This is a genomic window from Achromobacter pulmonis, from assembly GCF_021733725.1.
Taxonomy (GTDB): Bacteria; Pseudomonadota; Gammaproteobacteria; order Burkholderiales; family Burkholderiaceae_B; genus Achromobacter; species Achromobacter pulmonis.
This window is the reverse complement of sequence record NZ_JAIFOT010000001.1, coordinates 3,714,334-3,728,620: the sequence shown is the minus strand read 5'-3', so window position 1 is coordinate 3,728,620 and position 14,287 is coordinate 3,714,334. Positions and strand designations below refer to the sequence as shown.

The 14,287-nt window shown below is 67.5% G+C and carries 11 protein-coding genes; 5 read left to right on the top strand and 6 right to left on the bottom strand.

Annotated elements, in window-relative coordinates; genetic code table 11:
* Positions 1-15: 15 nt before the first annotated feature.
* Both K2W61_RS17260 and K2W61_RS17255 read right to left on the bottom strand, forming a co-directional pair.
* The gene (locus tag K2W61_RS17260; protein WP_236756142.1) at positions 16-2,205 is read right to left on the bottom strand and encodes a TonB-dependent receptor; all 2,190 of its coding nucleotides are present in this window, start codon (positions 2,203-2,205) and stop codon (positions 16-18) included.
* Positions 2,206-2,520: 315 nt separating this feature from the next.
* Positions 2,521-3,387 (bottom strand): pirin family protein, encoded by an 867-nt coding sequence (locus K2W61_RS17255; RefSeq protein WP_236756141.1) that lies wholly within the window; start codon positions 3,385-3,387, stop codon positions 2,521-2,523.
* Positions 3,388-3,604: 217 nt separating this feature from the next.
* Between K2W61_RS17255 and K2W61_RS17250 the strand changes: the two genes are divergently transcribed.
* A complete protein-coding gene (locus tag K2W61_RS17250) occupies positions 3,605-4,513 on the top strand; it encodes a LysR substrate-binding domain-containing protein (RefSeq protein ID WP_236756139.1) in 909 nt (302 codons plus the stop codon).
* A 268-nt stretch (positions 4,514-4,781) separates the two neighbouring features.
* Positions 4,782-7,487, top strand: coding sequence for an aconitate hydratase AcnA (acnA, locus tag K2W61_RS17245; RefSeq protein ID WP_175132705.1), 2,706 nt, complete (start codon positions 4,782-4,784; stop codon positions 7,485-7,487).
* Positions 7,488-7,579: 92 nt separating this feature from the next.
* Here the strand turns inward: acnA and K2W61_RS17240 are convergent, their stop codons facing one another.
* On the bottom strand, positions 7,580-8,545 hold the full coding sequence (locus K2W61_RS17240; RefSeq protein ID WP_236756138.1) for an OmpA family protein: 966 nt from the start codon (positions 8,543-8,545) through the stop codon (positions 7,580-7,582).
* A 170-nt stretch (positions 8,546-8,715) separates the two neighbouring features.
* Entirely contained in the window at positions 8,716-9,489 is a 774-nt protein-coding gene (locus K2W61_RS17235) for a DODA-type extradiol aromatic ring-opening family dioxygenase (protein WP_175132735.1), read from the bottom strand.
* 235 nt (positions 9,490-9,724) lie between these two features.
* Here K2W61_RS17235 and K2W61_RS17230 point away from each other — a divergent pair, with 235 nt between their 5' ends.
* The 3 genes from K2W61_RS17230 (at position 9,725) to efp (ending at position 12,824) form a co-directional block, all read left to right on the top strand.
* Positions 9,725-10,927 carry a DUF2863 family protein gene (locus K2W61_RS17230; protein WP_175141507.1) on the top strand — a complete coding sequence of 401 codons (1,203 nt, stop codon included), beginning with the start codon at positions 9,725-9,727 and terminating at the stop codon, positions 10,925-10,927.
* A gap of 9 nt (positions 10,928-10,936) precedes the next feature.
* Positions 10,937-12,052 carry an elongation factor P maturation arginine rhamnosyltransferase EarP gene (gene earP, locus K2W61_RS17225; protein WP_236756137.1) on the top strand — a complete coding sequence of 372 codons (1,116 nt, stop codon included), beginning with the start codon at positions 10,937-10,939 and terminating at the stop codon, positions 12,050-12,052.
* 211 nt (positions 12,053-12,263) lie between these two features.
* A complete protein-coding gene (gene efp / locus K2W61_RS17220) occupies positions 12,264-12,824 on the top strand; it encodes an elongation factor P (RefSeq protein ID WP_175132708.1) in 561 nt (186 codons plus the stop codon).
* Positions 12,825-12,916: 92 nt separating this feature from the next.
* Here the strand turns inward: efp and K2W61_RS17215 are convergent, their stop codons facing one another.
* Positions 12,917-13,375, bottom strand: a complete 459-nt coding sequence (locus tag K2W61_RS17215) for a DUF1178 family protein (protein WP_175132709.1) — start codon at positions 13,373-13,375, stop codon at positions 12,917-12,919.
* A gap of 182 nt (positions 13,376-13,557) precedes the next feature.
* On the bottom strand, positions 13,558-14,265 hold the full coding sequence (locus K2W61_RS17210) for a DUF2968 domain-containing protein (protein ID WP_175132710.1): 708 nt from the start codon (positions 14,263-14,265) through the stop codon (positions 13,558-13,560).
* Positions 14,266-14,287 lie beyond the last annotated feature (22 nt).

Sequence of the window (14,287 nt, the reverse complement as noted above, 5' to 3'; positions counted from 1 at the left end):
GGGCGCTTCGGGCGCTCAGAAGTCCATGCTGGCGCTCAGCAGGAAGGTGCGCGGGCCGCCCAGGACCAGGTAGCCGTTGCCCGGGTAGCCCCCCACCGACGACCAGTAGTTGCGGTTGGCGATGTTCTCGACGCGGGCGCGCAACGTCACCACGTGGCCGTCAACGTCCATCATGTAGCGCACGCCGGCATCGAAGCGGGTCCAGCCCGGCACTTTGAGGGTGTTGGCGTCATCCGCGTAGGACGCGCCGGTGTAGACCACGCGGCCGTCCACCGCCAGGCCCCGCACGCCGGGAATGTCCCATTCCGCGCCCAGGTTGGCCTGAAAGCGCGGCACGCCGATGACGCGGTTGCCGTCGATGCTGGCATTGCCGGTGGACCGCTGCTTGGCATCCAGGAAGGTCAGGCCGCCCAGCACGCGCACGCTCCTGACCGGTTCGCCGAACACGGTCAGTTCGACGCCCTGGTGGCGGTCCTTGCCGGAGGCGGTGAACGCGTTGCTGGCGTTGTAGGCCGCGCGCGGCTTGTCGGTGGAGAACAGCGCCAGGCCCGCGCCCAGGCCCCCGCCGTCGTACTTGACGCCGATTTCCTTCTGCTTGGAGACGTACGGCTGCAGGCTCTGGCCGGCGTTGGCCACGGGCTTGCCGTTGGCGGTCTGCGGCGCGGTCTCGCCGGCCACCAGGGCCTCGATATAGTTGGCGTACAGCGACACGCTCGGCGTCACCTTGAAGACGATGCCAGCGGCGGGCGAGTTGCGGCTGGCGTCGTAGGCGCCTTGTTCCTTGCCGGTGTTATAGAAGTAGTCCCTCTGCGACAGGCGCTGGTGGCGGATGCCCAGCGTCAGCAGCACCTTGTCGTCCAGGAATGACAGCGTGTCGCCGAGGGCATAACTACTAATTCGCACGCGCCCGGTCAACAGAGGAGAATCCAAATCCCCGCCATTACTCAAAGTGGAGCCAAAGCTCGGCAGATCGTAGGAGATCGGGTGGTAAATGTTGGTTGCCAAGCTCTGAGCATAGTCGTAAGCGTTCTTTTTCTTGAGCTGGAAAAACGAAGCAGACGCAACGATTTCGTGGCCAATAGCGCCCGTGCGCAGTTTCGCGCGAAGACCGAATTCCCCGGTATCTACTGAATCCTTGCGCGTATTGTCGAAACGCATAAAGCTGCCATCGCCGCTACGCCCATTCGTTACGGTCACGTTACCCAGTGAATTCGCCTCGTCACTCCGGCGTAAGCCATAAGCCGCCCAGCCGGTCAGCTTGTCGCTGAAGTCGTGCTCGGCGCGCACGGTGCCGAACACGTCGCGTTCGTTCGAGTATGACCAGGGCTGCGCATAGTTGGAACTGGCGTGCGGCGCGTCCGGCACGCTGGTCACGCCGCGCAGCGTGACGTTGGGGCGGGCGCGCTTGAGCTTGTTTTCCTGCCAGCCGATATCGGCCGACAGGCGCGTGTCGGCCGAGCGCCAATCCAGCCCCAATGACACCAGGCTGGTGCGCGAGTGCTCATCGTCGATGGCCGTGTCGCCACTGCGATTGGCCACGTTCAGGCGGATGCCGGTGCTGTCGCCCGGGCCGAAGCGGCGCGCGATGTCGGTCGAGACCGAGAACTGGCCGCCGCTGGAAATGCCGGTGGTGAAGCGGGTGAGCGGCTCGTTGGGCGCGCGCTTGGGCACCAGGTTGATGGCGCCGCCAATGCCGTCGCCGCCTGGCGAGGCGCCCGTCAGGAAAGCCGAGGCCCCGCGCAGCACCTCGACCCGCTCGAACAGCTCGGTGGCGATGTACTGGCGCGGCAGCAGGCTGTACAGCCCGTTGTAGGCCACGTCGTCGGAACTCAGGATGAAGCCGCGGATGAAGTACGACTCCTGGAAGTTGCCGAAGCCGCGCGCCACGCGCACGCCCGCATCGTTCTGCAGCACGTCGCCGACGCTGCGCGCCTGTTTGTCCTGGATCAGTTCGTTGGTATAGCTGGTGATGCTGAACGGCGTGCTCATGATGTCCTGCGTGCCCAGCACCCCCACCCGGCCGCCGCGGGCCACCTGGCCACCGGCGTAGGGCTGGGCCAGGCCGCCCGCCGAGGCGTCGGCGCTGGCCTCGACCTTGATCGCGTCCAGCGACACGACCCCGGCGTCGGAGGCGGGCTTGGCGGATTGGGCATGGACGGCGTACGGCAGGGCCGCAACCACATAGGCGAGCATTCGAATGTTCATGTCGGGATGTCTGTAGGCAGGCGCTTCGCGAGAAGCAGGGAATCGCAAAAATCCCGATGGGTCACGCTCGGTAACGGCCTGCCACTCGAACTGCCGCGGAACCGGTCTGCCCGGCCTTGTCGAGCCCGTTCACCAAGGGGTATTGAGATCGTGCGGGCTTGATTCTATATAAAAGGAAATCATTCTCATTGCGTCCCTTATATAGAAAATCACTTTGTTGCCATCACACAACGACACTGTCCCCATTCCTGACGGGAGCCTGTCCGGGCCGGGCGGCCGCGCCGGCCCGGACCCCGGCGGCCCGCCTGCGGCCATTCAGACGGACAGCCCGGCCTCCTCGCGCACCTGGCCGAACGCACCGGCCTCATAGGCCGCCATGGCCTGGGCCAGGGCCCGCGCGTCCGCCATCACGAAGGGGCCGCGCTGAATCACCGGCTCGTCGATGGCCGGCCCCGCCACCAGGATGAAATGGGCCGGCGCGCCGGCCGCCAGCAGCTGCAGCAGCCCCTCGGCATCCGCCGCGGCCGTCAGCGCGGCGCCGGGCGGCAGGACGGCGAAATCGGGATCGACGGCTCGCCTGGCGGGCGCCGGCATCCGCCTGGCCGGACGGTACGGCGCCAACGGCGCGGCCGCCGCGGGCGGCGGTGCCGTTGGCGTGGCGGTATGCCAGGCGCGCACCCCCAGTTCTCCCTGCGCCGTGTACAGCCAGGCATTCCAGCCCTGCGGCAACGGCACCAGACGCGATGCGCCGGGGCGCAGCCACCCATCCAGGATCAACAAGGGCGCGGGCGTCGCCAGCGGCGACTGCCATCCTTCGTAGCGCCCCGAGACCAGCCGCACCCGGCCGGCATCGCTCTGTATCACCGGCATTTCCCAGGCCCGCAGCAGCGCGACCGACGGCGCCACGTCCTTGAGCCGCAACGGCAGATTGACGTACAGGCGCAGGCCGTTCAACCGCGATGCGTCCACCGGTTGCTGGTCGTGGACAATGCCGCGCCCGGCAACGGTCCAGTACAGGTCGCCGGGCCGTACCTCGTGGTCATTGTCCAGGCTGTCGCGGCTGCGCAGCGCGCCGCGGCTGTCTTCCAGCAACAGTGTCACCGACGACATGCCGGCGTGGGGATGGGGCGCGAAACTCGGTCCCGTCAAGACAAAGTGCTCCGCCAGCACCAGGGGCGACATGCCTCCGGGGAAATCCGGGGAGCGGAATTGCCGGAAGGAACGGGCATTGCCCGCAGGCTCGAAGGGCTTGGCCACGGGGGGGCTGAGGCGGATCGTCAAGGATGTGCTGCCAGGAAGTTGCGGAGGCGCAAAGCTTATGGGTTCCGCGTTCGACACAGTAGAGGGTAATTTCAGGAATAATTGTCCTGCCTCACAGGACAATTCCACCCGCGGACCCATGCATTCCTATATCCACCACCTCGACGACCTGTTGCTTTTCACCGAGGTGGTCGAAAAAGGCGGCTTTTCCGCCGCCGCCCGAGTCCTCAATATGCAGCGCTCCAAGCTCAGCCGCCGGGTGGCCGAACTGGAGGCGCGCCTGGGCCTGCGGCTGCTCCAGCGCAACACCCGCCGGGTCTCGCTGACGCCGATGGGCGAGCAGATCTATGTGCATGCGCTGGCGATGGCGCGCGAGGCCCGCAGCGCGTTCGACCTGGCGGCGACGATGGGGGACACCCCCAGCGGCCTGCTGCGCATGACGGCGCCCTCGGCGCTGGCGGTGACGCTGCTGGGCGAACTGGTGGCCCGCTTCTGCCTGCAGCATCCGGGCGTGCGGGTGCTGCTGGATACCCGCGACCAGATCATCGACCTGGTGGGCGAAGGCTACGACCTGGCCTTCCGCGCCCAGGGCGCCTCGCTGACCGATTCGCGGCTGGTGGCGCGCGAACTCGCCCCGGTACCGCAGATCCTGGTGGCGGCGCCCGCCCTGGCGCGACCGGCCCCGCGCCGGCCACGCGACCTGAACGCCCTGCCGCTACTGGCCCATGCCACTCATGACAGCCCGCAAAGCTGGCACTTCACCGGCCCGGCGGGCAATGCCGAGTCGGTCGAATACCGCCCGCGCTGCCTCAGCAGCAACCTGGCGGTGCTGCGCGAAATGGCGCGCGCCGGCCTGGGCGTGGCGTTGCTGCCGCACTATCTATGCGCCGGCACATTGGCCAAGGGCGACCTGGTCCAGTTGTTGCCCGCCTGGCAGGCCACGCCGGCCCGCATCTATGCCGTCATCCCCGCCCGCCGCGGCGCGCCGCTGGCGCTGCGGCGTTTTCTGGATTTCGCCGCGGCGGAACTGCCGGCGTTGCTGGCCTGATCCGGCGCCCTGCCCCGCCATGCGGCGGTAGGACTTCTTTGGTAAAAACCGGGGGACTTGCAGGGAGACCGCGCGTGCGCCACAGTAAGGTGTTGCGCGCTCGCCGTGCAATCGCCACCGGGCGCGGGGCGGAACTTTGACGCGCCCCTTGAGTCTTATATAAGATATAAGACATGTATCGCGCCCGCGCGGCTGTCCCCCAGAATGACAAACGCGCCGAAACGCCTGAAAATGCCGGCTTTACGCGGGCAAAACCACGGAGTCCATCATGCCGCACAACACCCTCGACACACTGAAGAATTTCAAGATCGGCAACAAGTCCTGTCAGTACTACTCGCTGCCGGCGCTGGGCAAGGCGCTGGGCGTGGACGTACAGCGGCTGCCGGTCTCCATCCGCATCGTGCTGGAATCCGTGCTGCGCAACTGCGACGGCAAGAAGGTCACCGAGGAACACGTGCGCCAGCTCGCCAGCTGGCAGGCCAACGCCAGGCGCGAGGATGAAATCCCGTTCGTCGTGGCCCGCGTGGTGCTGCAGGACTTCACCGGCGTGCCCCTGCTGGCCGACATCGCCGCGATGCGCTCGGTGGCCGACAAGATGGGCAAGAGCCCCAAGAGCATCGAGCCGCTGGTGCCGGTGGACCTGGTGGTGGACCACTCGGTCATGATCGACTACTTCGGCACCAAGAACGCCCTCGACCTGAACATGAAGCTGGAATTCAAGCGCAACCAGGAGCGCTACCAGTTCATGAAGTGGGGCATGCAGGCCTTCGACACCTTCGGCGTGGTGCCCCCGGGCTTCGGCATCGTCCACCAGGTGAACCTGGAATACCTGGCGCGCGGCGTGCACCAGGACAAGAAGAACAACGTCTACTACCCTGACTCGCTGGTGGGCACCGACAGCCACACCACCATGATCAACGGGATCGGCGTGGTTGGCTGGGGCGTGGGCGGCATCGAGGCCGAGGCCGGCATGCTGGGCCAGCCGGTGTACTTCCTGACCCCCGACGTGGTCGGCGTGGAACTCAAGGGCAAGCTGCGCGGCGGCGTCACCGCCACCGACCTGGTGCTGACCATCACCGAAATGCTGCGCCGCGAGAAGGTGGTCGGCAAGTTCGTCGAGTTCTGTGGCGAGGGCACGGCCAGCCTGTCGGTGGCCGAGCGCGCCACCATCGGCAACATGGCGCCCGAATACGGCGCCACCATGGGCTTCTTCCCGGTCGATGATCGCACCATCGACTACTTCCGCGGCACCGGCCGCACCGAAGCCGAAATCGCCGCGTTCGAGGCCTACTTCAAGGCCCAGGACATGTTCGGCGTGCCCGCCGCCAAGGACATCAACTACACCAAGCTGCTGACGCTGGACCTGTCCACCGTGGCGCCGTCGCTGGCCGGCCCCAAGCGTCCGCAGGACCGCATCGAGATCGGCAACGTCAAGAGCACCTTCATCGACCTGTTCTCCAAGCCGGTCTCCGAAAACGGCTTCAACCAGCCGGCCGAGAAGCTGCAGCAGACCTTCACCACCAGCACCGGCACCAAGGTCAAGAACGGCGACATCCTGATCGCCGCCATCACCTCGTGCACCAACACCTCCAACCCCAGCGTGCTGCTGGCCGCGGGCCTGCTGGCCAAGAAGGCGGTGGAAGCCGGCCTGAAGGTGCCCAAGCACATCAAGACCTCGCTGGCCCCCGGCTCGCGCGTGGTCACCGAATACCTGACCAAGACCGGCCTGCTGCCCTACCTGGAAAAGCTGGGCTTCGACGTGGCCGCCTACGGCTGCACCACCTGCATCGGCAACGCCGGCGACCTGACGCCCGACCTGAACGACGTCATCACCAGCAACGACCTGGTGTGCTCGGCGGTGTTGTCCGGCAACCGCAACTTCGAGGCGCGCATCCACCCGAACATCAAGGCCAACTTCCTGGCCTCGCCGCCGCTGGTGGTGGCCTACGCCCTGGCCGGCACCGTGACGCGCGACCTGATGACCGAACCGGTCGGCCGCGGCAAGAACGGCGACATCTGGCTCGGCGACATCTGGCCGACCACCGAGGAAGTCGAGTCGCTGCTCAAGTACGCGCTGGACCCCAAGGCCTTCGAGGCCAACTACGGCCAGGTCAAGAGCAACCCGGGCAAGCTGTGGGAGAACATCAAGGGCGTCAAGGGCGATACCTATAACTGGCCCGACTCCACCTACATCGCCGAGCCGCCGTTCTTCGAGGGCTTCGGCATGACGCCGGGCGCGATGCCGACCGTCAAGAACGCGCGCGCGCTGGGCGTGTTCGGCGACTCCGTCACCACCGACCACATCTCCCCGGCCGGCTCCATCAAGGAAACCTCGCCGGCGGGCAAGTGGCTCAAGGAACACGGCGTCATGAAGGCCGATTTCAACAGCTACGGCTCGCGCCGCGGCAACCATGAAATCATGATGCGCGGCACCTTCGCCAACGTGCGCATCAAGAACCTGATGATTCCGGCGCTTGCGGACGGCAGCCGCTTCGAAGGCGGCGAAACCCTGTTCCAGCCGACCGGCGAACAGATGTCGATCTACGACGCGGCCATGAAGTACGTGGCGGCCGGCACGCCCACCATCGTGTTCGGCGGCGAAGAGTACGGCACCGGCTCGTCGCGCGACTGGGCCGCCAAGGGCACCCAGTTGCTGGGCGTGAAGGCCGTCATCGCGCGCAGCTTCGAGCGCATCCACCGCAGCAACCTGGTGGGCATGGGCGTGCTGCCGCTGCAGTTCAAGGGCACCGACAGCGTGCAGTCGCTGGGCATCACCGGCGAAGAGACCTACGACATCTCGGGCCTGGAAAACGGCATCAAGCCGATGCAGGACGTAACGCTGACGATCACCCGCAAGGATGGTTCGAAGCAGGACGTGACGGTGCTGCTGCGCATCGACACCCCGATCGAGGTCGACTACTACCAGCATGGCGGCATCCTGCCCTTCGTGCTGCGCCAGCTGCTGGCCGCGTAACCCGCCGCCCGCCAAGACAAAGCCCCTGGAACCGTCGGGTTCCAGGGGCTTTTCTCATGGCGCCGCACGTGCGCCGCGTCAGGCGCGCCGCGTCATTGGGCGACCAGTTCGACCCGGCGGTTCCTGGCGCGGCCGGCCTCGGCGTCGTTGGCGGCCACCGGCGCCAGCGATGCCACGCCGCGCGGCGACAGGCGCGCGGCGGGGATCTTGTAGCCCGTCTCCAGCGCCTTGACCACGGCGTCGGCACGTTTTTGCGACAACTCCAGGTTGCCGGCCAGCGTGCCCTGGTTGTCGGTGTGGCCCACCACATAGACTTTCAGGCCGGGATTGGCATCGAGCAGCTTGCCCATCTCGTCCAGCGCGGCCTTGGACTCTGGCTTGATGTCGGCCTTGTCGGTGTCGAAATACACGCCATAGACGGCGACACGGCCCGACTCGGCCAGTGACTTCTGCATGGCGGCCATGTCCAGCACCTTGACCTGGCCGGTCTGCATCGGCTTGGTCTCGACCACTTGCTGGAACACCGGCGTGATGTGGTTGGCGCTGTCTTCCATCACATCCAGGAACACGTAGAGATCGCCCGTGGGCGCCTCCTTCTTGGCCAGCACGGCGTAGTACTTGCCGCCGAACGCCGCGTCGCCCTGCCCGGGCTGACTGACCTTGCCGCTGTTGATCACGAACGACTGGAAATCCTCGCCGCATTGCCCGTCGCCCTTGCATTCGAACAGGGTCTTGAAGCCGCCGGCCTGGAGCGCCGCCTGGTAGTTGCGATAGACCTCCAGCGCCGATTTGCTGCCGTCGATGCGATAGGCGATGCGCGTCAGCTTGCCTTCCAGTTCCAGGCCCTTGGGCTCGGCTTGCCGCGCGACCGGCCGGTCGGGCATGACGGCCTCGTCGTAGTCCTTGTACTCGTAGGCGCGGATCTCGGCGCCCTCGAAACGGGTCAGGGCCGGATGGTCGCGGGAACCCTTGACGTCCTCGGCCCAGGCGGACGCCGCCGTCCCCAGCATGGCGGCGGCGAGAGCCAGACAGGCGGATTTCACGATGTGCGCTTTCACGATCTCTACACTCCCGGCCGGCGGGCGCCGGCATGCGTCCAGAACAAGGAAACGCCCGCGGCGCGGGCGGCAGCCATTATGCATAGACGGTGCGCGGATTGAAACCGCGCCGGGTAACCAAACGTAGACTGCCGCCCACCCCGGCGCGCGGCGGGCGGCGTCAACGGGCGCTAGTCGAACGCATAGGCATCCATCGCCAACGCGCCGTACGACACTTCGTCGTTCAGGCGCCTGGCCTGGCCGCCGCCCGCGCCCAGCGCCACGTATAGCGGCATCAGGTGGTCGTCGTGCGGATGGGCCTGCGCCGCGCCCGGCGCCCGCGCTTGCCAGTCGAGCAGGGCCGGCACGTCGTTGGCCGCGAGATGCCGCGCATACCAGTCCTGGAACGCCGGCACGTAGGGCGCCGGCGGCGCGTCCTGCGGCATGCGCACGTCGCGCAGATTGTGCGTCAGCGAGCCCGAACCGATGATCAGCACGTCCTCGTCGCGCAGCGGCGCCAGGGCGCGGCCCAGTTCGAGCTGCCCGGCGGCGTCGCGGCCCATGTCCAGCGACAGCTGCACCACCGGCACGTCGACCTCGGGATACAGGTAGCGCAACGGCACCCAGGCGCCATGGTCCAGCGGCCGGCGCGGATCGCGCTCGGCGGCGATGCCGGCGCCGGCCAACAGCGCCTGGGTGCGTTCGGCCAGTTCGGGTGAGCCGGGCGCGGCGTACTGCAACGCGTAGAGCTCGGGCGGAAAGCCGCCGAAGTCGTGCCAGGCCACCTGCTGCTCGCGGGTGGACAGGGCCAGGCCGTGGCCCATCCAGTGCGGCGACACCACCAGGATGGCGCGCGGCTTGCGGCCGAACGACCGGCTCCAGGCGGCCAGGGCGGGACCGGTCGAACCGGGCTCGACGGCCAGCATGGGAGAACCGTGGGAAACGAAAAGCGTAGGCCAGCGCATGGCGATGACTCCGGAAAGCATGACGATGGAATCATTTTCGTCCGATTCCGATCGGCAATAAACCCATCCCAAAGGGATGATCTGTTGCCAGATCAGCACCAATCGCGGACCGACACGGCGCCGCTGGCCCCCCTGCGACCAGCGCGAACCGCGGGCGCCAGGGCACGCCGGCGCCCGCGATCGTGGCGGGCGTTAAACTACGCCGTTGCACACTTACTGGACGTCCTCCGAAGTTATGGCCCGATCCCGCAGCCAATCCGCTCCCCGCTTGACCCGCGATGCCACTCGCCTGATCACGCTCGCCCAGTCGCTCAACCGCTCGGGCAGCCGCGTCGAAGACGTGTACTGGGAGAATCAGCTTGGCGAAGCGATTCCGAAGCTGCTCAAGGCAGGCCAGGATGCCCCGCTGGAAGCCGCACTGGACCATCTGGCCCAGAACGATGTGGGCGCCTATGAAGTCCTGATCGAGCAAGCCGAAACCCTGTCCGAGTCGATGAAGATCGACAAGAATGGCGTGCGCCATGACGTCCTGCTGATCGTCGCGCCCATCGTTGCCTGGACCCGCTACGCGATTCCCACCGGGCCGGTTTCGGCCAGCGTCCAGCAGGCCCTGCTGGCGCAACTGCATGGCCACGTGCTGTCGAGCCAGGCGCGCAGCGCCCTGATGCCGTACCTGGTCAGCGTCGACCAGATGCCGCGCACGTTCTCGGAAACCTGGCAATGGCTGCAACGGCTGGGCACGCAGGCGCTGGGCGCCGAGACCACCAAGCCGGCGCTGAACACCGAGGCCGAAACCGCCAACATGCTGGCCGATACGCGCTATATCGTGGCGGCCGTGGCGGTGCCCGAGTTCGCGCCGGTATTCCGCTGGCAGGAGCAGATCGGCGACGCCGAGGCCAGCCGCGACGCCTGCCTGGCGCAATGGGCCGCCCAGGCCCAGCCGACGCTGGCCGGCCTGCTGCCGGGCTGCGGTTTCGAGGCGCTGCTGCCCGACGCCTATTACGTCAGCAACCGCGAGGCCGACCGCCGCGTGCGGCCGCTGTCGCTGCGCGCCGCCGTGAGCTGGCTCGAAGGCGCGGTCAACCTCGAGGCTTCGCAACTGCGGGCCGTGGTGGCCGGCTGCGGAGAAAGCCGCATCGACGAATACCGCATCGGTTTCACCGCGCGCAACAGCAACGACGTCTACTACGGCTGCGTCTGGCCGCTGTACGGCCGCGAGGATGACGTGCCGGCCGACGAGGGCCTGCCCGACGTGGTCGACGAGATCGCGGCCCTGCTCAAGGAATACGGCGTGACCGACGTGCGCCGCATTCCCGGCGTGCTGCCGCCGGAATACTGCGAGGATTGCGGCGCGCCCTACTTCCCCAATCCGCTGGGCGAACTGGTGCACGCCGAGTTGCCCGAGGACGCCGAGGCCGCGCCCGCCAAGTTCCACTGAGCCGCGTCGATGCAAGCGGACATCTTCTGCCGCGTGGTCGACAACTACGGCGACATCGGCGTCTGCTGGCGCCTGGCGCGGCGGCTGGCGCACGGCCATGGCTGGGACGTGCGCCTGTGGGTCGACGACCTGGCCAGCTTCGCCCGCATCCAGCCCGGCATCGACCCCGGCGCGGCGCGCCAGGCCTGCCAGGGCGTGGATGTGGTGCGCTGGTCGGCCACGCCCGGCCCGGGACTGGCCGCGCGCGACGTGGTGATCGAGGCTTTCGCCTGCGATCCGCCCGACACTTTCCTGGACAGCATGCGCCAGCGCCATCCGGCCTGGGTCAATCTGGAATATCTGAGCGCCGAGGCCTGGGTGGAAAGCTGCCACGGCCTGCCGTCGCAGCGGCCCGACGGTCTGGTGAAGCATTTCTTCTTCCCCGGCTTCACGCCGGCCACCGGCGGCCTGCTGCGCGAGCCGGGGCTGTCGGCCGAGCGCGACGCGTTCCAGGCCGATCCCGCCGCCCAGGAGGCGTTCCTGCGCGGCCTGGGCGTGGCCGACGGCCTGCTGTCGCTTCGCCGCAACGGCGCACGCACGATGTCCCTGTTTTGCTACCCGGGCGCCCCGGTCGATGCCCTGGCGCGGGCGCTGGCGGCTGACACGCGTCCGACCCTGCTGCTGGCGCCCGTCGGCGTCGCCCCCGGCCTGGAGGCGGCTTGCGCCCTGCCCGGCGGCCCGGCCGTGGCGCGCCTGCCGTTCGTGGCCCAGCCCGACTTCGACCGCGTGTTGTGGTGCGCCGACCTGAATTTCGTGCGCGGCGAGGACTCTTTCGTGCGCGCGGCATGGGCGGCGCGACCGCTGGTCTGGCAGATCTACCCCCAGGCGGGGAACATCCACCTGGAAAAGCTCGACGCCTGGCTGGCGCGCTATCCGGCCCCGGCCCCCGCCGCCGACCTCATCCGCGCCTGGAACCAGGCGGACGCGGCCACCGCCGCCGAAGCCGCGCTGGCAGCGGCCCTGGAACCCGGCCCCTGGCAAGCCTGGAACCAGGCAGCCCGCGACTGGGACGCGGCGCAGGCGGCCCGGCCCGATCTGGCTGAGAGTCTGGCTGTTTTTTGCGCAGAGTTGGCCAAGAAACGCTAGAATAGAGAGTTTTCTGAGTCGCCCTGGATTGTCGGCGCCTCAACTATGACGCCTCCCGGGGTGTGCATGAAGCCAGATGGGCGGGCTCGTTTTCATGGGTTCCGCAGAATCTCCAGGCTGATGGCGATGGGCCTTGCGGCCCGCTGCCAGGCGCCTGCGGCGGCTTTCTGCAAGCACGGCGAGTGCACCCTTTCCCCCCGGAGTTTTATCGATGAAAACCGCTCAGGAATTGCGAGTCGGCAACGTGGTCATGGTCGGCAAGGATCCCCTCGTGGTCCAGAAGGCCGAATACAACAAGTCCGGCCGTAACGCCGCCGTCGTCAAGCTGAAGTTCAAGAACCTCTTGACCGCCTCGGCCAGCGAATCGGTCTACAAGGCCGACGAAAAGTTCGAAGTCGTCCAGCTCGATCGCAAGGAATGCACCTACTCGTACTTCGGCGACCCGATGTACGTCTTCATGGACGAAGACTACAACCAGTACGAAATCGAAGCCGAAAGCATGGGCGACGCGCTGAACTACCTGGAAGAAGCGATGCCCGTGGAAGTGGTCTTCTACGACGGCCGCGCCATCTCGGTGGAACTGCCTACGACCATCGTGCGCGAAATCACCTACACCGAACCGGCCGTCCGTGGCGACACGTCGGGCAAGGTGACCAAGCCCGCCAAGATCAACACCGGCTACGAACTGAACGTGCCGCTGTTCTGCGCCATCGGCGACAAGATCGAAATCGACACGCGCACCAACGAATACCGCAGCCGCGTCAACAACTGATCCGGCCGCAGGTACCAAAAAGCGCCAGCCCTTCGGGGTCTGGCGCTTTTTTTTCGCCTGGCGGGGCCGGCGGGCGGCGCCTTCCGGCGCGCTTATTGCAGGCGCTCGTCGTCCAGGAAGTCGGGCACCGCCATCACTTCGATGCCGTCATCGGCCAGGGCCTCGCGCTCTTCGCGCGTGGCGGTGCCGCGGATGGGACGGTCGTCGGCGTCGCCGTCATGGATGCGGCGTGCTTCCTCGGCAAAGCGCGCGCCGACGTTTTCGGTGTTGCGCAACAGCGCCCGCACCTGGCGCATGACCACCGCCTGCAGCGCCGACATCTTCTCGGCGTCGGTGGCGCCGGCCGGCGCCGCCGGCCGGGCCTCGGGCGCGTGCAGATGCGCCACGTTCAGCCGCGGGGCGGACAGCCGCTTGGTGATGCTGGCCGAGCCACAGACCGGGCACGACACCAGGCCACGCGCCTGCTGCGCGTCATAGTCGTCGTGCGAACCGAACCAGCCTTCGAAGATGTGGCCGTGTTCGCACTGGAGGTCGAAAACTTTGAGAGCCATGGTGGAAATATGGGGACTGGCGGCCAGAATACAAGAAAGTGGCCGGATGGGCCCGGGCAGCCGGCCATCGGGGCGGATTTCGGCCGGTCCAGGCGGTTCCAGCGGCATTTTCGCCACAGTGGCGGTGGCCGGCAGGCAATGAAAAGCGGGCCCGAGGGCCCGCTTGCTGGCGTGCGCGGCGCTTACTTGCCGCGCTTGGGCGCGGCCGGCATGCGGCCGATCTGCGCCTGCTGCGCCTGCAGCGCGTCGATCTGGCGTTGCAGGTCGCGCAGTTGCTGGCGCACGTCCTTCTGCTGATCAGCCAGCGCCGTGGCTTCCTGGCGCGATTGCTCCTGGCGCGCGGCGACCTGCTGTTCCTGCTGCATGCGCAGGGTGCGGTCGGCCTGCAGCGTGCTCAGCTCGGCATTGCGGGCGGCCAGCAGTTTCTCGGCATGGGTGTATTCGGCCTGCAGCTTGATGCGCTTGATGTCCACTTCGGCCAGATCGGCCGACTGGGCCGCGAACGCGCGGTAGGTGGCTTCCGCCTGCTTTTCCGATTCGGTCTTGAGCACCCGCCAGAAATCCTTCTGCTGGAACAGGGCCACGTAGTAGGTCAGCTCGTCCGGCTTGAACAGCAGGCTGGCGCCGTAGGTGCCGTTGTAGCTCGTGCGCAGCTCGGACACCTGGCGGTTCTGGATCAACCCCTGCAGTTCGGCCACGGTGGAGGCCGGGCGCGCCGCGGGCGCCGGCGCCGGCGGCGTCACCGGAGTGGACGCGGGCTGCTTGTCCTCGACCTGCTGCACCGTGGGACGCGGGGGCTCGGATTGCGCGCTGGCGCAGGCAGCCAGGCCGGACAGGGCCGCACCCAGCAGCGCCATGCGCGCGGTGGCACGGATAAAGTGGACGTTCATGCCTTCCCCAATAAAATCGTTG